Genomic DNA, 20,596 nt, shown 5'->3' with positions numbered 1-20,596 from the left:
GCCAAATAAGAAGCTGACAATTAGCTTGATAAGCCATTTAAATTTTAAGAGTAGATTCCTCATGTCGTTACCTTAATAACCTGTTTAAATTTGCGCGAAATTTTATACAAGCATCAAATTAAGAGTTGTCAGTTAGTACTAAAAACTTATCCGATTCACCAAATCATTTTAGGTGTGAGAAAAGTTGAAGAAAAAAAAGCGGTGCAAGGAAACACCGCATAGACCGGGGGAGGGTCGAATAAACTATTTAATGCCAGTAATCCAGTGACTCTGCATGGCCTTTGTCAGCCAATGTGCAAAATCAATATTTTCAAAACTCTCTAATAAAGCAGCTACGCTTAAGCCTTCAGAGATACCTTGAATGAATTGATATTCATCCTCGCTAACTTGGGTAATTTGTGGACTAGAATCAGTTTGTCCAACGATATAAAGTCCTGTTTCTTCAGTATTCATTGCATTCTCCAGTGATTGGTTAGTTAATCCATCTAAACTTCCACTGTTACGATGTAACTGCCAAAGAATGTGAATTGGAAACACACTGGATACAAATCGTAATGAAGGTTGTAATTCGAAATATCTATTGGTTAAGTCGTCTTCACTTAACGCTTGTAAACTTCCGATATTTAAGTCCTCAAAAGCTGCTCGGGAGGACTGATGAAAGGCCCATTCTAATGCTGCGATATCGGTTAAATAGGGATGATCTTCATGCATTTCGCTTTGTGCAATTAAGCTAGGTAAATTCGCTCCCCAATCAGCCCAGTCCCCTGATTTAGGCAATTCAATGTCCAATAAGCGTCGCGTTAAAATAAAAAGCGCTTGGTCTCCAATCATTTTTTCTAACACTGGATAGCTAATGCTTAAACTGCGCAATGCAGTCATGTGTAAATTATGCTGGTATATTTGCAGCCCTTTATCTTTTTCTGGGTTGTTAAAAGTAAACACTTGGGTAAGTAAGCCAGATTGATATTGCAATGCTGATTTGGTTAACTTAGGCATACGCAGCCTCCAAAGATTTTGCTTTCATATGCTTTTTGTTTGCGACTTCTCTAGCATGCTTTGCTTCATTGGTTAGTTCAGTCCAGCTAGGAAGATTATTGTCTCTCTCTATCAAGACAGCTGCGTTAGGAAACATTGAAAGGGTTGTTTCATACAATTCCCAACATTCATCAGATACAGGTTGACCGTGGTCGTCCACAATGTATGCATCAGATTGCACCGGAGTGCTGCCAGCTAAATGCAGTTCTTGTACTAGGTGTGGCGGAATATGTTGTAGCCATTTCTTCGCTGCTTGCAAAGGGTTGGCATCGGAAAAGTTATGGTAATTGACCAATATATTGTTTAAGTCAACTAGCAAGCCGCATTGTGTTTTTTCCGCGACCTTAGCTAGAAACGCTGCTTCATAGAAGTCTTCATTTTCAAAATGTTTGTAGGTGACAATATTTTCAATCAATATTTGTCGACCTAGTGCTTGCTGTACTTGGTCAATGTTATTTACCAGTACATTCAGAGTTGCTTGGTCATATTTGAGCGGTAATAAATCGCCCGCATGAACAGGATTATTGCCTAGCGCTCCCCAAGTAAAACAAGCGTGGTCAGAAACCAATATTGGATTTACGCGGTTCACTAGCTGGACAAATTTTCGTAGATAATTTGCACTGATCCCTTGAGCTGATCCCAATCCCATTGCAGTGCCATGAATACTGACTGGGTAGGTATCTACTATTTGATCGAGCAATCGGCTGATTGCTCCACCTTTTGCAAAAAAATTTTCTGCGTGAATTTCAACAAAATCAACAGAGGGCGATGACTTCAATAACGCCGTTGAATAATGCTCGTGTCGCAAACCAACTCCCACGGGGGCGGGTTTACGTACTGCTTTATGTGTTTGGTGTATCTCGGTCATCTTTGTTCCTCCGCTGTTTAGGGTTCTCGCTTAGTCTTTCTTTTGTTGCTGCTCTTTGTAACGCTTTTTGGCTTCAGCTTTTAGCATTCCGCCCATAGACTCACAGCTGCCTTTTGGCACCAATTTCCATTCGCCAGGATCTTTATCCACTGTCGATTGACCTGCACATGAATGGGTTCCAGCTAGATTGCCACAGTCATTTTGGCCAGCGGCAGCAATGCCATAACACTTCTCTTTGCTGGCAGCTTGTGCTGGACCTGCGACTACGCCAGTTAGCGCTATAGCTAGGGCGGCGGCTGCAATAGTTTGCGTATTTTTCATCTTTATTACCTCGTTATGCGATTAATGTAATGTTGCTTTGGAGCCACTGAGATAACTCAGCGAAACTTCCAGCCCCGATATGCGTATCGAGGCGCTTGTTACGATCAAGTAGAATCATGGTCGGAACGGCACGCACACCCATTTGTTGCGCTAACTCGACTTCTTCATCTACGTCAATTTTGACTATCCGGACAGTGCCGGCATACGCCTGTTCAAGCATATTGATAACAGGCGTAATTTGTTTACAGGGACCGCACCATTGCGCGCTGAACCACAACATGGCAATGGGTTCTGGAAATAAATGTCCAGTTTGCGAAATTCCCTGAATACCCGAACTCATTCGTGCTTACTCCTCTGCGTTAGTTTCAGCTACAGAAAGACCTTCGATGCCATCCCAAACGCGGTAAGCGGTTTTTAAGTTCGCAGGAACGTCTTCAAGCCATTTTTTCTGAACAGCTTTATTCAAGTTGAGGTATAGTTTGTCGTCTTCGATATAGAATGCGCTTGGGTCAACATCAAGTTTCTTATTTAACGCAACACCCATTGCACAGTAACCACCAAACTGAGGTGCATACTTGTCCGAATTGGCTTTAAATAAATCGCGATTTTCTGCACTTGCAAAACGATAAATTGCACCTTCATGAGTCGCTGTGAATTTTGCATTACCTTCGACGGCCATATTCTTAACGAAATACGCCACTGGGTCGTAACCATGAATTGCAACGTCGTTTTCACCTAAGTTCACTGAAGAAGCAAAAGTGAAGCTACTGAATAAAATTGAGCTGGCTAGTCCAGCAACTTTAATAAATTTAGAAATTCTCATTTTCATATTTCCTTTGGTTTAATTAATAACTAATGTGAACAACAATCTCGTAAGGGAATTTAGTGCGATTGCTTTCCCTGATGCATAAGGTAAGAAAAATTTGGTGGGCAAAGGAAACAGATACACCACAAATTAACGCTATTCGTCCAAAGGTGATAAAAAAGAGGTTTTTTTTGGTTGATCATCGTGCAAAGCGCAGTGGAGAAAGGCAATTCTTGCGATAAAACGCCTATTTTTTCTTCAGAATCAAAGGGAGCATTAAAAATAAGCAGAGTTTTTTAACCAAACTGCTCGACTCAGTTATAGTGTCTCTGTATAATCTGGCGTCCTTTTTTAACACAGGGCAAGAAATGCCCTCAGATGTAGCCTTGGCTACTGAGATAAATGATAAACAAAGCGCAGCGATAGCGCATAGTTGAGGTAGAAGAATGCAAGTGTCTGTAGAGACTACTCAAGGATTAGAACGCCGTATGACTATTACGGTGCCTGCCGAGTCAGTAGATTCAGCGGTTAAAGCTAGACTGCAACAGTTAGCTAAAACGCAACGTATCAATGGTTTCCGCCCTGGTAAAGTGCCGGTAAAAGTGATTAAGCAGCGCTTTGGTGCAGCTGTTAGGCAGGAGATTGCTGGTGATGTCATGCAGCAAAACTTCTACCAAGCAATTATGAAAGAAAAGATCAATCCAGCGGGCATGCCAGCGTTTTCTTTGATTAAAGATGAAGATGGTCAAGATTTCGAATTCGCTGCAACTTTTGAAGTTTACCCAGAAGTAGAAGTTAAAGGGTTAGACGAGATAGAAATCGAAAAGCCAGTTGTTGATATCAAAGCGAAAGATCTTGACGAAATGATGAAGACGTTGCAAAAGCAACACTCTTCGTACAGTGAAGTTAAGCGTAAAGCGAAAAATGGCGATAAAGTGGTTATTGACTTTGTTGGTACCATTGACGGTGAAGAATTCGAAGGCGGTAAAGCTGAAGATTTCCCATTAGAACTAGGTAAAGGTCAAATGATCCCTGGTTTTGAAGAGCCATTAGTAGGCGCGAAGACTGGTGATGAAGTTGTTGCAGAAGTTACCTTTCCTGAAGACTATCACGCAGAAACCCTTAAAGGTAAAGACGCTAAGTTCGCGATTACCGTGAAAAAAGTAGATGGTCTGAAGCTGCCTAAAGTTGACGAAGAATTCGCCAAATTATTCGGCGTAGAAGAAGGTGGTGTTGACGCGTTGAAAGAAGAAGTTAAAAAGAACATGCAACGTGAGCTTGATCAGACTCTTAAGAATGCTGTGAAAGAAGACGTTATTGCTAAGTTACTTGAAAAGAACGACTTAAATGTTCCTCAAGCACTTCTTGATCAAGAAATTAACGCGTTGAGAGAACAAGCTAAACAGCGTTTTGCTCAACAAGGCAATGGCGCTAACGTTCCTGAATTACCGGCTGAATTATTCGCTGATAATGCAAAACGTCGTGTTTCTGTAGGTCTTTTGTTAGGTGAAGTTATCAAACAAGAGAAATTAGAGGTTGAAGAATCTCGAATTGACGCCATTATAGAATCAACAGCGTCTGCTTATGAAGATCCAGCTGAAGTTATCGAGTATTACAAAAGCAACCAGGAATTAATGCAGCAAGTTCAAAACCTTGCCCTTGAAGAGCAAGCGATTGACGCCATTCTTGGTAAAGCGAAAGTAAAAGAAGTTAAAAAGTCTTTCGACGAAGTAATGAACAAAAAAGCGTAAATTACAAAGCAGTCATTGACTTTTAGTTCTTGAAACTGATTAAATGCTCGGAGATTCCGAGCATTTTTTTTATCTGACAGTAACAAGTTTACCGGTCACGCATTTTTAAAAAGAGACATAATGAATAAAGAAATCTTCGATCCGACAAATGCCCTAGTTCCTATGGTTATTGAACAAACGTCAAGAGGTGAGCGCTCTTTTGACATTTATTCTAGGTTGTTAAAAGAAAACGTTATATTTTTAGTAGGGCAAGTTGAAGACCACATGGCGAACTTAATCGTCGCCCAGATGTTATTTTTAGAAGCAGAAAATCCAGAAAAAGATATTTATCTTTATATCAACTCACCCGGTGGCTCTGTGACCGCTGGTATGGCAATTTATGACACCATGAACTTTATTAAACCGGATATCAGTACGGTTTGTATTGGTCAGGCAGCAAGTATGGGCGCTTTTTTACTTTCAGGTGGCACTAAAGGCAAACGTTATTGTCTACCTAATTCAAGAGTAATGATTCACCAGCCGTTAGGTGGTTTCCAGGGGCAGGCGTCTGATTTTGAAATACATGCAAAAGAAATCCTGTCAATTAAAGAGAAAATGAACAGATTAATGGCAGAGCATACTGGTCAAGATTATGAAAAAGTAGCTAAAGATACTGATAGAGATAACTTTCTTAGTGCCCAAGAAGCGGTAGACTATGGACTTGTCGACAGTGTGTTAACAAGTCGAGCAGAAGTCGGTAAAAACGACAAGTAATGTAAATCCATATAGGATAGGCAATAATTATGAGTGATGATCATACCAAGGACAGTAGCAATAAATTATTATATTGTTCTTTCTGTGGTAAGAGCCAGCATGAAGTGAGAAAGCTGATTGCGGGTCCTTCAGTATTTATTTGCGATGAGTGCGTTGAATTATGTAACGACATTATTCGTGAAGAAATAAAAGAAATTTCGCCTAAGGGCAAGGTTGACGCTTTGCCTACACCAAATGAAATTCATAACCATCTAGACGATTACGTCATTGGTCAAGAACACGCGAAAAAAGTGTTATCGGTTGCTGTATACAACCATTATAAGCGCCTCCGAAATGGAGACGTACATAATGGCGTTGAACTCGGTAAAAGTAATATCTTGTTAATTGGGCCTACAGGTAGTGGTAAAACCTTACTTGCAGAAACCTTAGCTCGATTTCTGGATGTGCCATTTACAATGGCTGATGCGACTACTCTTACGGAAGCCGGGTATGTGGGCGAAGATGTAGAAAACATCATTCAGAAACTTTTGCAGAAATGTGATTATGACCCGGAAAAAGCACAGCGCGGCATTGTTTACATAGACGAAATCGATAAAATTTCGAGAAAGTCAGACAATCCATCGATTACCCGCGATGTGTCGGGGGAAGGTGTGCAACAAGCACTACTTAAATTGGTTGAAGGTACTATCGCTTCGGTGCCTCCTCAAGGTGGACGTAAGCATCCGCAGCAAGAGTTTTTGCAAGTAGATACCAGTAAGATTCTATTTATTTGTGGTGGTGCTTTTGCGGGGCTGGATAAGATCATCGAGCAACGTTCTGCTAAAAGTGCTGGTATAGGCTTTGGTGCCGAAGTGAAAACAGCTGAAGAGAAGAAAAACCTTTCTACTTTGTTTAAAGAAGTGGAGCCAGAAGATCTGGTTAAATATGGTTTGATTCCCGAATTCATTGGCCGTTTACCTGTAGTCACTAGTTTGGAAGAGTTAAGTGAAGATGCATTAATTCAGATTTTAACTGAGCCAAAAAATGCCATTACTAAACAGTTTGCGGCGCTATTCTCACTAGAAGATGTTGAACTAGAATTTAGAGAAGACGCACTTCAAGCTATAGCTAGAAAGGCTATGCATCGTAAAACCGGTGCGAGAGGACTGCGCTCTATTGTAGAAGGTGTATTACTTGATACTATGTATGAATTACCTTCAAACAAAGAAGTTGCTAAGGTTGTCATTGATGAAACTGTCATCAAGGGTGAGTCTAAACCTATCCTTATATACGAGAGTGGAAGCGAGAAAAAAGCAGCGTCTGAGTGACGCGATCGTCTAAAATAAAAAAAAGGGTCAAACATGACCCTTTTTTTCGCTTTACTACTTTGAACTTTGTTTTCCCGTCCCCATATAAAAAGACAAAATGAGAGATAAGAGAGAATAATGGCCGAGAAAAACTTGCTCACAAACATGCCTGTTTTGGCGTTGCGAGACGTCGTAGTTTATCCACACATGGTAATTCCACTTTTCGTGGGAAGAGAAAAGTCGATTCAATGCTTAGAAGCAGCGATGGATCAGGACAAAAAAGTATTTTTGGTCGCACAAAAAGAGGCCAGTGTAGATGATCCTGAAACATCAGATGTTTTTTCCATAGGAACTGTGGCAACCATATTACAACTACTTAAATTGCCCGATGGTACCGTGAAAGTATTGGTTGAAGGGACTGTAAGAGCGAGTATCCAAGAATTTACTGAAATCGATCCGTTTTTCGTTGCTGATATTAGTTTAATTGAAGACGAAGAAATCGAAGAATCCGAACAAGAAGTATTGATTCGCTCAGCTGTCTCTCAATTTGAAGGCTACGTAAAGCTAAATAAGAAAATTCCACCTGAAGTATTAACTTCGTTAAATGGTATTGAAGATGCTGCCCGCTTAGCTGATACCATGGCCGCTCACATGCCATTGAAACTTTCCGAGAAGCAAAAAGTACTTGAAATGAAAAGTGTCAATGAGCGAATCGAGTTCTTGATGGCGCTGATGGAAGGTGAAATTGACTTATTGCAGGTTGAAAAGAAAATTCGTACCCGCGTTAAAAAACAAATGGAAAAAAGCCAGCGCGAATATTATCTGAATGAACAGATGAAAGCGATTCAAAAAGAGCTTGGCGAATTAGACGATGCGCCGGACGAATTTGAAGCATTAAGTAAAAAAATTGAAGAAGCACGTATGCCTAAAGAAGCTTTGGAGAAGGCGCATGCAGAACTCAATAAATTGAAAATGATGTCGCCAATGTCGGCTGAAGCAACAGTCGTACGTTCGTATATTGATTGGTTGGTATCTGTTCCTTGGCATAAGCGAAGCGCAGTAAAACGTGACTTGGTTAAAGCTGAAGAAGTTCTAGATAATGACCATTATGGGTTAGAAAAAGTTAAAGAGCGCATACTTGAATACCTTGCGGTTCAACAACGAGTGAAAAAGCTCAAAGGACCCATTTTGTGTTTGGTTGGTCCTCCAGGGGTAGGTAAAACTTCTTTAGGTCAGTCTGTCGCGAAGGCGACTGGACGTAAATATGTTCGTATGGCCTTGGGTGGCGTTAGAGACGAAGCTGAGATTCGAGGTCACAGACGAACTTATATAGGATCATTACCGGGTAAATTAATCCAAAAAATGTCCAAAGTGGGCGTTAAAAATCCTCTGTTTTTATTAGATGAAATCGACAAAATGAGTTCTGACATGCGCGGGGATCCATCTTCGGCGCTATTAGAGGTATTAGATCCAGAACAAAATTCATCGTTTAGTGATCATTACCTTGAAGTGGATTATGACTTGTCTGACGTTATGTTCGTGGCAACTTCAAACAGTATGAATATTCCTGGACCTTTATTGGATCGCATGGAAGTCATTCGATTGTCTGGTTATACCGAAGATGAAAAACTCAATATTGCCAAACGTCATCTTATTTCAAAACAAATGGCGCGTAATGGTCTTAAAGACAAAGAGTTGAAAATTGAAGAGTCTGCAATTATCGGCGCAATAAGGTATTACACTAGAGAAGCTGGTGTGCGTAATCTAGAACGAGAGATTTCCAAAATTTGTCGCAAAGCAGTAAAAAATATTTTATTGAAAAAGTCGAAAAAACCTGTGGTTGTTAATCAAGATAATCTAAAAGAATATCTTGGGGTGCAAAGATTCGATTATGGTAAAGCGGATAAGAATAATCAGATTGGTCAAGTAACTGGCTTAGCTTGGACTCAGGTAGGTGGCGATCTCCTTACCATAGAGACAACTTCGGTGCCTGGCAAAGGTAAAACCACAGCAACAGGCTCTTTAGGTGATGTTATGCAAGAGTCAATTAAAGCAGCTATGACAGTGGTTCGTTCACGTGCTGAAAAGCTCAGAATAAATTCAGACTTTTATGAAAAACGTGATATCCATATTCACGTACCTGAAGGAGCAACACCAAAAGATGGTCCTAGTGCTGGTATTGGCATGTGTACAGCTTTGGTTTCATCCTTGACTGGAAACCCTGTTCGATGCGATGTCGCCATGACAGGGGAAATCACTTTACGTGGAGAAGTTCTGGCAATTGGTGGTTTAAAAGAAAAATTACTGGCTGCCCATAGAGGAGGAATTAAGACTGTGATTATTCCTCATGAGAATGAGCGAGATTTGGAAGAGATTCCAGACAACGTCAAAGGTGATCTTAATATTCATCCGGTAAAATGGATAGATGAAGTGCTGGATATTGCATTGGAAAATCCAGTTGAGGCCTTTAAATCTGCATCCTAATCAGATTTAGCGGTTAAAAATTAACCTGTTTAGTAAAGTTTATATACAAAAAGACGTTTTTTTTTAACTTTTTTACGTTTTAGGTATTCACATCGTCGGCAGTTGTGCTACCTTAACGGGGTGGAGCTGAGAGCCTGATTTAATAAGGCTCTGAGCCATAAGAATACTAACAGTGTAAAGTCGTAGGCAGTTGATAAACTGTTCGTGATTGTGCTGCGACTTAACAATAATTTTTTTTTAAATAAGCAATATAATAACAATGAAGGGGATCATATTGTGAACAAGTCTCAACTTATTGATAAAATCGCAGCGGGTGCGGACATTTCTAAAGCAGCAGCAGGCAGAGCGCTAGACGCACTAACTGATTCTGTAACAGAAGCACTTAAAGACGGTGATCAAGTTGTTTTAGTTGGTTTCGGTACTTTCAGCGTACGTGAGCGTGCTGCTCGTACGGGCCGTAACCCACAAACTGGCGCAACTATCCAAATTTCAGCTGCTAAAGTACCATCTTTTAAAGCTGGTAAAGCGCTTAAAGACGCTTGTAACTAAGCATTTTTGTTTTTTCAAAAAGGCGACAGCAAAAACTGTCGCCTTTTTGGTTTTAAACCCCTATATTTCTCGCCTCAACATATATCTCGCGGTATAATCCATTCGGTGGATTGTAAAGAATCAATAGAAAGGTAGTTCTGAACTATGTTAGAAAGAATTAGAGAAGGCTTAAACGGACCTTGGGCGATTGCTATAGTCGCATTGATCGTCGTAAGCTTTGTATTTACAGGAGTTGGTGGATATCTTAACTCTAGTGCGTCAACTGCAATTGCGGTAGTAAATGAAGAAGAAATTTCTTTAAACAGCTTAGAAATTGCAATGCAAAATGAACGCATAGCTATGGAAAGACGCTTTGGCGAAGCTGTTTCCAGTTTGTTTGCAAACGAACAATATCTAGCTGATTTTCGAGCTGGCATACTCGACCGTTTAATTGCTGATGCACTAATTGCACAAAAAGCAAAAGAATTGGGTCTGAGAGTAAGTGATGAGCAAATAAAAGAAGCCATTGTTCAGATGCCTGAATTCCAAATCGCGGGGCAGTTTTCAAATGAGTCCTATCAAATGTCTATTCAGCGCGCGGGTTATACACCAAGCGAGTTTGCTGAATACATGCGAGTCCAATTGACGCGCAGTCAATTAAGACAAGCGATAAACGGATCTACTATAAGTATCAATAAGGCGGTTGAAGATTTATTAAAACTTCAAAAGCAAACAAGAGATGCCAGTTATATAGAAGTATCATCAAGCAATTACATTGATGAAGTCACTGTCACTGACGAAGAAATTCAGGCTTATTATGATGCTAATATTTCGCAATACGATACTGAAGAAAAAGTAAGGCTAGCCTTTATCAGTCTTTCTGTTGATAACTTGCTTCCACGAGTAGAGGTGAGTGAAGACGAAATTCAAGCTTACTACCAAGAGAATATCGGCTATTTCCAAACACCAGAAGAAAGAGCTGTCGCTCATATACTATTTGAAACTAGCGAAGATGCCCAAAGTCGCGCAGAAGCTGCTCTTGAAAGACTCAACAATGGTGAAGATTTTGCCACTCTTGCTGAAGAGCTGTCAGACGATTTTGTTAGCGCTGAAGAAGGTGGTTTACTTGGCGTTGTAGAGGAAGGTGACTATGAAGATTCCTTTATGGAAGCTGTATTTGCATTAGAAGCTGAGGGCGATTACAGCGGTATTGTAGAAACTGAATTCGGATATCACATTATTCAAATGACCTCGTATCAACCGCTTGAAACTGATCCTCTAGAACAAGTTCGAGAGCAAATCTTTACTGATTTAAAACGCGATAAGGCAATAGAAGAATTTTATGCCTTACAGTCTGAGATAGAGCGAATTGCGTTTGAATCTTCAGATGATTTAGCGCCAATAGCTGAGCTAATAGATCGACCTGTTTTAGAAACCAATTTGTTTGGCAAAAATAACCTTCCGGCTTCTGTTAATTTCCCTCAAGTAGAAAATGTTGCGTTTTCACCGGAATTAACTGAAGATAAGGTTAACAGTGAATTACTTTCCATTAGCGAAAACGAAGTAATGGTTGTAAGAGTTGTTGAGCATCAGCCTCAAAGAACTATGTCATTAGATGAAGTGAGTGCTGATATTCGTATTGGTTTGACAAACGAGAAAGCACAACAAGCTGCATATCAGTGGGCACAGGAAGTCCAAAATAGCTTGATGGAAAATGACAATGCTGATGATTTGTTGGCAGAAAAATCCTTATCATGGAAAGTCCTTCCTGGATTAGCTAGAAATAACGCAGAAGTATCTAGAAATGTTACTGAAGCATTATTTGCGCTTTCCACTATTGAAGGTAACAAGAGTGCGGTTGTAAACCTGAATAATGGAAACGTCGGCGTGATTAAACTTGATAAGATCAATCCGGTGGAAGCGTTAACTGAAGAAGAAATCACACAATACAAGGGACGTTATGCTAGCCAACAAGCTCAACGCACCTTTGAAAATTTCGTTGAAGCATTAAAAGCTGATGCGGATATAAGTATCACAAATTAGTATTGTCAAAGTAGCTATAAAAAGACGTCGCTTAAAGCGGCGTTTTTTTTAGAAAAAGACTGCAGTAACGGCAAAAAACAAAAATATCACCCCAGATAAAACAGTGATGTAAATAAAGCCCTGTTTACCCTGTTGAATCGTATAGTCATTGTTTCGCAGATACATGTACCAAGCAAAATACAGTATCACAGGTATTAAAAATAAAAATTTAAGCATTTTAGTCTTTTAGATTTCTGTTCTTTGTGAATATACGAATTTGCCAAAAAGTTGGATTGAAATACTAAAAAGCCGGTCAATATAAAATATTAACCGGCTTTTCAAATTCTTGCAGTAAAAACGCGTTCTAGCTAAAGCTTAAGCAATCGCTTTTATTTGTGCATTTAAACGTGACTTGTGACGTGCAGCTTTGTTTTTATGAATTAGACCTTTAGTCGCCATTCTATCTAAAACAGGTACTGCAGCTGCAAATGCATTTTGAGCAGCTTCTTTGTCACCAGCATCAATAGCGGCAACCACTTTCTTTATGCAAGTACGCGTCATTGAACGACGGCTTGCATTGTGCTTACGGCGCTTTTCCGCTTGAATCGCACGTTTCTTAGCAGACTTAATGTTAGCCAAGGTGTACTCCTAAAAAATTTGTTCTATGTAAAATTAAGGGCGCAGATTATCTTAGTTCTGAAGCTAGATGTCAAATGTATCAGTGCATTTAATGTAAAAAAATCGGTTTATTCCAAAAGATTTATTCCCTACAATGCAATTTTATCGTTTTGGAGGGTTAAAATGCGAACTGTAGCAGAACTTATGACGCAAAGTCTGGTTACCTTAAAACCCCATCACACTATGAAAAATGCCCATGATTTGATTAGTAAGAAGGGAATTCGCCATATTCCAGTCATGGATGATGACAATCAAAAAATGCTAGGGTTGGTAACTCAAAAAGCAATGATGAGCAGAGTTATTAAAATTTTAACAGAGCATGGTGCTGATGAGCTATTAAAGCAGGAAATGCAAACCTCCGTTAGCGAAATATGGATAGAAGATTTTGAAACTGTCTCAACTGATCAATCATTAGCGGAAGTAGCAAACTATTTTATCAAGAACAAACATGGCTGCGTGGTTGTCTTTAATGCAGAACAAAAGCTAGTGGGTATCTTAACGTCGTCCGATTTTGTTAAACTTTCAGCACATTTACTATCTCAATAATAAGAACGATAAAATAAGGAAGTTGAGTGGCTAAAAAATTATTTCGTGCTGGCTTAATTGTCAGTACCATGACGCTATTATCTCGCGTCCTTGGTCTTGTTAGAGATGTCGTGGTAGCTAAAATCGTTGGCGCTGAAGCTGCTGCTGATGTGTTCTTTTTTGCCAATAAAATTCCTAATTTTTTACGTCGTTTATTTGCTGAAGGTGCTTTTGCGCAGGCCTTTATCCCTGTTTTGACCGAAGTAGTGGAAAATGAAGACGAAAAAAGGCAAAAAGAGTTTGTCGCTAAAGTCTCAGGAACCTTGGGGATTATTCTTTTTTTCACCGCTATTATAGGGGTAGTGTTATCGCCAGTTATTACCGCACTTTTCGGTTTTGGTTGGTTTCTAGATTATTATAACGATGAACCAGACGGTGAAAAGTTTGTTCTCGCTGCAACCCTGTTAAAAATCACCTTTCCTTACATATTATTTATTTCGCTGACAGGCTTTGCTGGGGCGATATTAAATACGCTGAATAAATTTGCTGTTTCCTCATTCACCCCTGTTCTGTTGAATGTATCTATTATTGGGTGTGCTTATGCGATAACACCTTATGTGGAAGAGCCAGCATTCGCACTAGCTTGGGGAGTATTTGTGGGAGGTGTCGTTCAACTCTCATTTCAAATTCCTTTCTTATACAGAAGTGGAATGCTCGTTCGACCAAAATGGGGCTGGAGTGATAACTACGTTACCAAAGTTAGAAAGCTGATGATACCAGCACTCTTTGGTGTGTCGGTAAGTCAAATAAACCTTTTGTTGGATACCTTAATTGCGAGTTTTTTAGTCACAGGATCTATCAGTTGGTTATATTATTCAGATCGGCTATTAGAATTTCCGCTGGGACTGTTTGGGATTGCAATAGCGACGGTGATTTTACCTTCGCTGGCAAAAAATCACGTGCAAAATGATGCCAAAACCTTTTCCTCCACAATGGACTGGGCGCTAAAGTTCATTTCTTTGCTCGGAATTCCTGCCGCTGCAGGCCTATGTGTTCTCGCGTTTCCATTGTTATTGGTCATATTCCAAAGAGGCGCTTTTGAAGTTTCAGATGCCAGTATGGCTACTTTCAGTCTTATGGCTTATGGATGTGGGCTCTATAGCTTTATGCTGGTTAAAATATTCGCGCCGGCTTTTTATAGCCGCCAAGATACAAAGACCCCAGTAAAATATGGAATTATTACCATGGTCGTCAATATGGTATTTAATCTTATTCTCGCTGTTCCTTTTGGCTACGTCGGTTTAGCTATGGCAACTGCAATTTCAGGCTCATTAAACGCATTATTGTTGTATTTACGACTGAATAAATTAGGTGTTTATACTATTTCAAAATCGACTTGGGTTTTTATTGTCAAGGTGGCTTTTGCAACAGTGATAATGAGTGCGCTGGTGTTGTGGTGGAATGCTCGTATTGATTGGGCGTTGTTAACCTTTGTACAAAGGGTTGAAAATCTCTCTGTTGCCATAGGCTTGGGAGTTGTTGCTTATTTGATTTCCCTATTGATTTTAGGAATAAAACCTTGGCACTTAATGCGTAATCAGAGCGCCAATAACTGATGCTGCTTAGCCCTCCTTTAATCCTTGGCAGAGATAAAGGCTGCTTGACTACTATTTGAGGGACAAATTTCCCCTTAAACCCTTGGTTAAATAGCTGGATTACGTTTATAATCTGGCGTTTTGTTTGAGGCTGTAAAATATTCAGGCCTTAGCAGTTCGAAGATTTAATTGGGGCATAAAACTTTCAGTGTTACTGATCCGCGGTATTCAAAATATTAAACCTGAACATCATGGCTGTGTACTTACTATAGGTAAGTTCGACGGCGTTCATTTTGGGCATCGTGCAGTGCTAGATAGTTTAGTAAAGAAAGCGCGAGAGCTAGGGGTGCCTGCGGCGGTAATGGTGTTTGAACCTCAACCCGAGGAGTATTTTGCGCCAGAACTTGCGCCTGCGCGATTATCTACTCTAAGAGATAAATTTGTGTTGCTTGATCAAATAGGGATAGAACGCCTGATATGTGTACGTTTTGACGAAACATTTTCAAAACAATCCCCTACAGAATTTGTGCAACATTTATTGGTTGAAAAACTAGGTGTGCAGTTCTTGGTTGTCGGAGATGATTTTAAATTTGGATACAAGCGAAAGGGAGACTTTGCTTTTTTACAATCTTCTGGTGAAAACTCTGGATTTAAAGTTGTCAGCACACAAAGTTATCGTTTAGATGATTGTCGAATTTCGTCAACTGAGATTCGAAGAGCTTTAGCGAACGATGATTTTGCCTACGCTAAATCTATGCTAGGTCGCCCTTATGCACTTTCTGGGAAAGTTGTGCACGGTGAAAAAAACGGAAGAACCATCGGTTTTCCTACAGCTAATATTGTCATCAAAAAACAAAAAGCTCCGGTCTCAGGAGTTTTCGCTGTTACCGCTAGAATTGACGGGAATCGGTATCAAGGGGTTGCGAATTTGGGGGTGAGACCCACATTGTTAGGCCAGAGATTGCAATTAGAAACCCATATATTTGATTTTTCTGGGGATCTGTATGGCAAACATATGACGGTAGAATTTTGGGGCAAACTACGAGACGAAATGAAGTTCGACAGTTTTGAACAGTTAAAAACACAAATCGAATTAGATGCGAAACAAGCGAGAGACTTGTTTCAACATAAATATAATAACGGAAACCAATATGAGTGATTATAAATCAACACTTAATTTACCTGAAACAGCGTTTCCTATGCGCGGGAATCTCGCGCAGCGCGAACCAGAAATGCTGAAAAGTTGGCAGAAAAAAGATCTGTATGAAGTTATTCGCCAATCTCGCAAAGGTAAAAAACCTTTCATTTTGCATGATGGACCTCCCTATGCAAATGGCAGTATTCATATTGGTCACGCGGTTAATAAAATTCTAAAAGATATCATTGTTAAATCTAAAACTTTGTCTGGGTTTGATTCTCCTTATGTTCCTGGCTGGGATTGTCACGGTCTTCCTATCGAATTAATGGTAGAGAAGAAAGTCGGTAAACCCGGTGTCAAAGTAAGTGTCGCTGAGTTTAGACAAAAATGTCGCGCTTACGCGGAACAACAGATTGATGGTCAACGTAACGATTTTATCCGTTTGGGTGTGCTAGGTAATTGGCAAAATCCGTATAAGACCATGGATTTTAAATCGGAAGCTGACATAGTACGAGCGCTTGCAAAAATTGTCACTTCTGGTCATTTAGAAAAAGGTTTTAAACCTGTACATTGGTGTACCGATTGTGGCTCTGCACTGGCTGAAGCTGAAGTTGAATATAAAGATAAAGAGTCTCCTGCAATCGATGTAGCATTTGCTTTTGCTGATGTCGCAGGTGCGGCTAAAGCATTTGATAATCATCCAGAAGTGGCTGATGCAGCTGTAGTCATTTGGACGACAACACCATGGACAATTCCTGCAAATAGAGCGGTAAGTATACATCCTGAATTGAGCTACAGCCTAGTCGAAATGACCTTGTCAGCAGGTAAGCGAACCTTCGTACTTGCTACTGACTTGGTTGACTCCTGTGCAAAAAGATACGCAGCATCAGATGTCAACATAGTGGCGGAAACGCTGGGCAAAAATCTTGAGCTCGTTAAACTACAACATCCATTACTTGATATTCAGGTGCCGTTAATCTTAGGAGCACACGTTACTACTGAATCGGGTACGGGCTGTGTGCATACAGCGCCTGCGCATGGTGTTGATGACTTTAATGTAGGTAAAGAATATAACATTGAGGTCTATAACCCAGTGGGAAGTAACGGGGTGTACTTGGATAATACGCCATTATTTGCCGGGCAACATGTATTTAAAGCTAACGCGAATATTGTCAGCAAATTAGACGAAGTGGGCGCACTAGTATTAAATGAAAAATACTTACACAGTTACCCACATTGTTGGCGCCATAAAACGCCTATTATTTTCCGTGCAACACCGCAATGGTTCGTGAGTATGGATAAAAAAGGACTACGCCAAGCTTCCTTAGATGAGATTGGGAAAACTCAATGGATCCCTGAGTGGGGCGAAAACCGCATAAGAAGCATGGTTGAGCAACGTCCAGATTGGTGTATTTCACGCCAAAGAACTTGGGGCGTTCCTATAGCATTATTGATTCATAAAGAAACCGGTGAGATTCATCCGGACAGTTCTGAAATAATGGAAAAGGTCGCTCAAGCTATTGAGAAAGAGGGGATTCAGGCATGGTTTGATATGTCTGTTGAATCTCTCCTAGGTAGCGATGCGCAAGATTACGAAAAAGTCCCTGATACCCTAGATGTTTGGTTTGATTCTGGTGTAACTCACTTTTTTGTGGTTGATCAAAGAGCTGATATTCCTGCCAGTGCAGATTTATATTTAGAAGGTTCAGATCAGCACCGAGGTTGGTTTATGTCATCCCTAATGTCTTCAGTCGCAATGCACGGACGTGCCCCTTACAAACAAGTGTTGACCCATGGATTTACCGTGGATGCAGAAGGGCGCAAAATGTCTAAATCTTTAGGTAATGTCATTGCGCCACAAGAAGTTACCAATAAACTGGGTGCTGATATTTTGCGTTTATGGACGGCCTCAACCGACTATAGAGGCGAAATGACCGTAAGTGATGAAATACTTAAACGGGCAGCAGATGCTTATCGTAGAATTCGAAATACTTGTCGTTTCTTGTTGGCGAACTTGAATGGATTCGATCCTGCAAAAGATCTTGTACCAGTTGAGGAGTTAGTCGCACTTGATGCCTGGATCATTGAAAGAACAAAATTAGTTCAGGAAGAGATTCTACAAGCTTATGAAGCATATGACATGCTAGGTGTGAGTCAAAAACTCACGCAATTTTGTTCTATAGAGCTGGGTAGTTTTTATTTGGATATCATCAAAGATAGACAATACACAGCAAAAGGCGACAGTTTAGCCCGAAGAAGCTGCCAAACGGCTCTTTATCACATTGTGGAAGCCCTTGTACGATGGATGGCGCCAGTTATGAGCTTTACTGCTCAAGAAGTGTGGGAAGTGATGCCTGGGCAAAGAGACGAATTTGTTTTCACCAGTCAATGGTACGATGGATTCCCACAAGTTTCTCCAGCCTTACCAAATGCGTACTGGCAACGTATTTTGCAAGTTAAAACCCTCGTCAATAGCGCATTGGAACAGGCAAGAAACCAAAAAGTGATTGGTGGTTCATTGGCAGCCCGCGTCCACTTGTTTGTAAATGATGAGCTAATGTCAGAACTTGCAAAATTAGAAGATGAACTAAGGTTTGTACTGATTACCTCTGAAGTGCAAATTAGTCCTTTATCAGCGAAACCTGAAGATTTAGCTGAAGACCCTGAACTCAAAGCCGCTGTACTAGTAGAAAAAGCTGAAGGTACTAAATGCGCACGTTGTTGGCATTTTACGACTGATGTTGGCAACGAACCTGAGCATCCAGAATTGTGTCATCGTTGTGTGGTAAACGTCGACGGAGATGGGGAAACTAGACTATATGCTTAAGGTATTTCAAGACACTGGATTGCGTTATCTTTGGATCAGTCTGATTGCATTAGTATTAGACCAGTGGTCCAAACATGCAGTGGTAGCACAGATGGAGCTGTCTCAATCGATTCAAATTTTGCCATTTTTCAATTTAACATACGTGCATAACTATGGTGCAGCTTTTAGTATTTTGTACGATGCGGGCGGCTGGCAACGTTACTTTTTAGGCGGAATTGCCTTAGCGGTTAGTATTCTGATTGTTTGGTGGTTGAAGAAAACGCCTAAAGAGCAAAATCTATTACCCATTGCTTTTTCCTTTATTTTGGGAGGAGCATTAGGAAACTTTATTGACCGTGTTTTGCATGGGTATGTGATCGATTTCTTGGATTTTTATATAGGTAATTCTCATTGGCCGGCATTTAATGTGGCAGATTCAGTAATTTTTATTGGAGCAGTACTGTTGATCATTGATATGTTTACAAACAAAGAGGATACACAAAGTGAGTAGTGAGCCTGTGATTGGCGATGCCAGTGAAGTGATTTTGCATTTTGATCTCAAACTAAAAGATGGTTCAGCTGTCGATAGTACCAGAGTGGGTAAAAAGCCTGCTAAGATGGTAATGGGGGATGGAAGCCTGACGGTCAACTTCGAAAATTGCTTGCGCGGTTTGAAGAAAGGTGAATCAAAATCTTTCGAAATAGCGGCAAATGATGCGTTTGGCATGCCAAATCCCGATAATATCTATCATGTAGATAGAACTAAATTTCCAGCGGATGCTGACTTACAAGAAGGTATGATTATGGGCTTTGCTCAACCTGATGGTTCTGAACTACCGGGTATCATTCGAAGCGTTGCTGGGCATTCCGTAACGGTTGATTTTAATCATCCGTTAGCTGGGCAAGATGTAATATTTGATGTTGAAATCATCGACGTAAGGTAATAATTGTGGATATTCATTTAGCAAATCCGAGAGGCTTCTGTGCAGGCGTAGACCGCGCCATTACTATAGTGGAACGAGCGTTAGAAATTTTCGAACCACCGATTTATGTGCGTCATGAAGTGGTGCATAACCGCTTTGTGGTAGAAGGCTTAAAACAAAGAGGTGCTATCTTTGTCGATCAACTGAATGAAATTCCTGACGATAATATCGTGATTTTCTCTGCTCACGGCGTTTCTCAAGCGGTTCGACAAGAAGCTGAAGCAAGAGGACTTAAAATTTTCGATGCCACCTGTCCGTTAGTCACTAAAGTGCATATGGAAGTTATGCGCGCCAGTAAAAAAGGGACTGAGTGCGTATTAATTGGGCATCATGGTCATCCTGAAGTCGAGGGGACCATGGGACAATATGACAATCCTGAGGGTGGCATTTATCTGGTTGAATCTACCAGTGACGTTGCAACCTTGGAAGTAAAAAATCCTAAAGAACTTTATTACTGTAGCCAAACAACTTTGTCAGTTGACGATACTGCGGAAGTTATCGAAGCTCTAAGAGAAAAATTTCCTGCTATAGATGGTCCGCGCAAGGATGACATTTGTTACGCTACCCAAAATCGTCAAGATGCCATAAGAGAGCTGGCAAAGGATTGTGATGTAATTTTGGTAGTGGGCGCGCAAAACAGTTCCAATTCAAACCGATTGCGAGAGCTTGCAGAGAAGATGGGATCAACTGCTTATCTGATTGCCGATAAAGACTGCATAAAACAGGACTGGTTTACAGAAAATTCTAATGTGGGGGTCACTGCGGGAGCTTCTGCGCCAGAGGTGCTAGTGCAAGGCGTGGTTGATAAATTACTTGAATGGGGAGCCAGCAAGGCTACTGAACGTCAAGGTCGCGAAGAAAGTATCGAATTTGCAGTGCCAAAAGAATTACGTATAAAACAAGTTTCCTAAATATCTCATATAAAGTCAGATAGATATCTCATCTATCTGATTTTATTACCTATTGTTATTTTTCAATCTATTCTTCAGTACAGTATTTTTTCCAAATATATACGTTA

At 40.4% G+C, this 20,596-nt stretch carries 19 protein-coding genes; 13 read left to right on the top strand and 6 right to left on the bottom strand.

Features of this window, described 5'->3' with window-relative positions; translation table 11 throughout:
- Positions 1-243 precede the first annotated feature (243 nt).
- Genes ACNKW3_RS07540 through ACNKW3_RS07520 form a run of 5 tightly spaced genes read right to left on the bottom strand, consistent with a single transcriptional unit; the run spans position 244 to position 3,047 of the window.
- Entirely contained in the window at positions 244-996 is a 753-nt protein-coding gene (locus ACNKW3_RS07540) for a putative DNA-binding domain-containing protein (RefSeq protein ID WP_427398679.1), read from the bottom strand.
- Positions 989-1,903: a DUF692 domain-containing protein gene (locus tag ACNKW3_RS07535; RefSeq protein WP_427398678.1), complete on the bottom strand. Its 915-nt coding sequence runs from the start codon at positions 1,901-1,903 to the stop codon at positions 989-991. The genes ACNKW3_RS07540 and ACNKW3_RS07535 overlap by 8 nt, the downstream gene beginning before the upstream one ends.
- A gap of 30 nt (positions 1,904-1,933) precedes the next feature.
- Positions 1,934-2,224 (bottom strand): DUF2282 domain-containing protein, encoded by a 291-nt coding sequence (locus ACNKW3_RS07530; RefSeq protein WP_427398677.1) that lies wholly within the window; start codon positions 2,222-2,224, stop codon positions 1,934-1,936.
- A 13-nt stretch (positions 2,225-2,237) separates the two neighbouring features.
- Positions 2,238-2,564, bottom strand: coding sequence for a thioredoxin family protein (locus ACNKW3_RS07525; RefSeq protein WP_427398676.1), 327 nt, complete (start codon positions 2,562-2,564; stop codon positions 2,238-2,240).
- A gap of 6 nt (positions 2,565-2,570) precedes the next feature.
- Entirely contained in the window at positions 2,571-3,047 is a 477-nt protein-coding gene (locus ACNKW3_RS07520) for a YHS domain-containing (seleno)protein (protein WP_427398675.1), read from the bottom strand.
- Positions 3,048-3,475: 428 nt separating this feature from the next.
- On the opposite strand from ACNKW3_RS07520, the gene tig reads away from it, so the two are divergent.
- The 6 genes from tig (at position 3,476) to ACNKW3_RS07490 (ending at position 11,874) form a co-directional block, all read left to right on the top strand.
- Complete coding sequence (gene tig / locus ACNKW3_RS07515; RefSeq protein ID WP_427398674.1) at positions 3,476-4,780, top strand: trigger factor; 1,305 nt, start codon at positions 3,476-3,478, stop codon at positions 4,778-4,780.
- A gap of 120 nt (positions 4,781-4,900) precedes the next feature.
- Entirely contained in the window at positions 4,901-5,533 is a 633-nt protein-coding gene (clpP, locus tag ACNKW3_RS07510) for an ATP-dependent Clp endopeptidase proteolytic subunit ClpP (RefSeq protein ID WP_427398673.1), read from the top strand.
- Between the two features lie 29 nt (positions 5,534-5,562).
- Positions 5,563-6,840: an ATP-dependent protease ATP-binding subunit ClpX gene (clpX, locus tag ACNKW3_RS07505; RefSeq protein WP_427398672.1), complete on the top strand. Its 1,278-nt coding sequence runs from the start codon at positions 5,563-5,565 to the stop codon at positions 6,838-6,840.
- Between the two features lie 117 nt (positions 6,841-6,957).
- Entirely contained in the window at positions 6,958-9,303 is a 2,346-nt protein-coding gene (gene lon / locus ACNKW3_RS07500; protein WP_427398671.1) for an endopeptidase La, read from the top strand.
- A gap of 276 nt (positions 9,304-9,579) precedes the next feature.
- Complete coding sequence (gene hupB / locus ACNKW3_RS07495; RefSeq protein ID WP_427398670.1) at positions 9,580-9,852, top strand: nucleoid-associated protein HU-beta; 273 nt, start codon at positions 9,580-9,582, stop codon at positions 9,850-9,852.
- A gap of 144 nt (positions 9,853-9,996) precedes the next feature.
- Positions 9,997-11,874, top strand: coding sequence for a SurA N-terminal domain-containing protein (locus tag ACNKW3_RS07490; RefSeq protein ID WP_427398669.1), 1,878 nt, complete (start codon positions 9,997-9,999; stop codon positions 11,872-11,874).
- 354 nt (positions 11,875-12,228) lie between these two features.
- Here ACNKW3_RS07490 and rpsT read toward each other — a convergent pair whose 3' ends face one another.
- On the bottom strand, positions 12,229-12,492 hold the full coding sequence (gene rpsT / locus ACNKW3_RS07485; RefSeq protein ID WP_427398668.1) for a 30S ribosomal protein S20: 264 nt from the start codon (positions 12,490-12,492) through the stop codon (positions 12,229-12,231).
- Positions 12,493-12,654: 162 nt separating this feature from the next.
- On the opposite strand from rpsT, the gene ACNKW3_RS07480 reads away from it, so the two are divergent.
- The 7 genes from ACNKW3_RS07480 to ispH all read left to right on the top strand — a co-directional run bounded on the left by ACNKW3_RS07480 (position 12,655) and on the right by ispH (position 20,489).
- Complete coding sequence (locus ACNKW3_RS07480; protein WP_427398667.1) at positions 12,655-13,077, top strand: CBS domain-containing protein; 423 nt, start codon at positions 12,655-12,657, stop codon at positions 13,075-13,077.
- A 26-nt stretch (positions 13,078-13,103) separates the two neighbouring features.
- Positions 13,104-14,672 carry a murein biosynthesis integral membrane protein MurJ gene (gene murJ / locus ACNKW3_RS07475; protein ID WP_427398666.1) on the top strand — a complete coding sequence of 523 codons (1,569 nt, stop codon included), beginning with the start codon at positions 13,104-13,106 and terminating at the stop codon, positions 14,670-14,672.
- Between the two features lie 187 nt (positions 14,673-14,859).
- A complete protein-coding gene (gene ribF / locus ACNKW3_RS07470) occupies positions 14,860-15,810 on the top strand; it encodes a bifunctional riboflavin kinase/FAD synthetase (protein ID WP_427398665.1) in 951 nt (316 codons plus the stop codon).
- Complete coding sequence (gene ileS, locus ACNKW3_RS07465) at positions 15,803-18,616, top strand: isoleucine--tRNA ligase (protein ID WP_427398664.1); 2,814 nt, start codon at positions 15,803-15,805, stop codon at positions 18,614-18,616. The genes ribF and ileS overlap by 8 nt, the downstream gene beginning before the upstream one ends.
- Complete coding sequence (gene lspA, locus ACNKW3_RS07460) at positions 18,609-19,106, top strand: signal peptidase II (protein WP_427398663.1); 498 nt, start codon at positions 18,609-18,611, stop codon at positions 19,104-19,106. Before ileS ends, lspA begins: the two co-directional genes overlap by 8 nt.
- Complete coding sequence (gene fkpB, locus ACNKW3_RS07455; RefSeq protein ID WP_427398662.1) at positions 19,099-19,539, top strand: FKBP-type peptidyl-prolyl cis-trans isomerase; 441 nt, start codon at positions 19,099-19,101, stop codon at positions 19,537-19,539. Before lspA ends, fkpB begins: the two co-directional genes overlap by 8 nt.
- Positions 19,540-19,544: 5 nt before the next feature.
- Positions 19,545-20,489, top strand: a complete 945-nt coding sequence (gene ispH / locus ACNKW3_RS07450; protein ID WP_427398661.1) for a 4-hydroxy-3-methylbut-2-enyl diphosphate reductase — start codon at positions 19,545-19,547, stop codon at positions 20,487-20,489.
- Positions 20,490-20,596: the final 107 nt, after the last annotated feature.

The organism is Glaciecola sp. 1036, assembly GCF_050306235.1.
Lineage (GTDB): Bacteria > Pseudomonadota > Gammaproteobacteria > Enterobacterales > Alteromonadaceae > Glaciecola.
The sequence above is the reverse complement of the archived record's forward strand: the minus strand, read 5'-3'. Positions and strand labels throughout refer to the sequence as shown.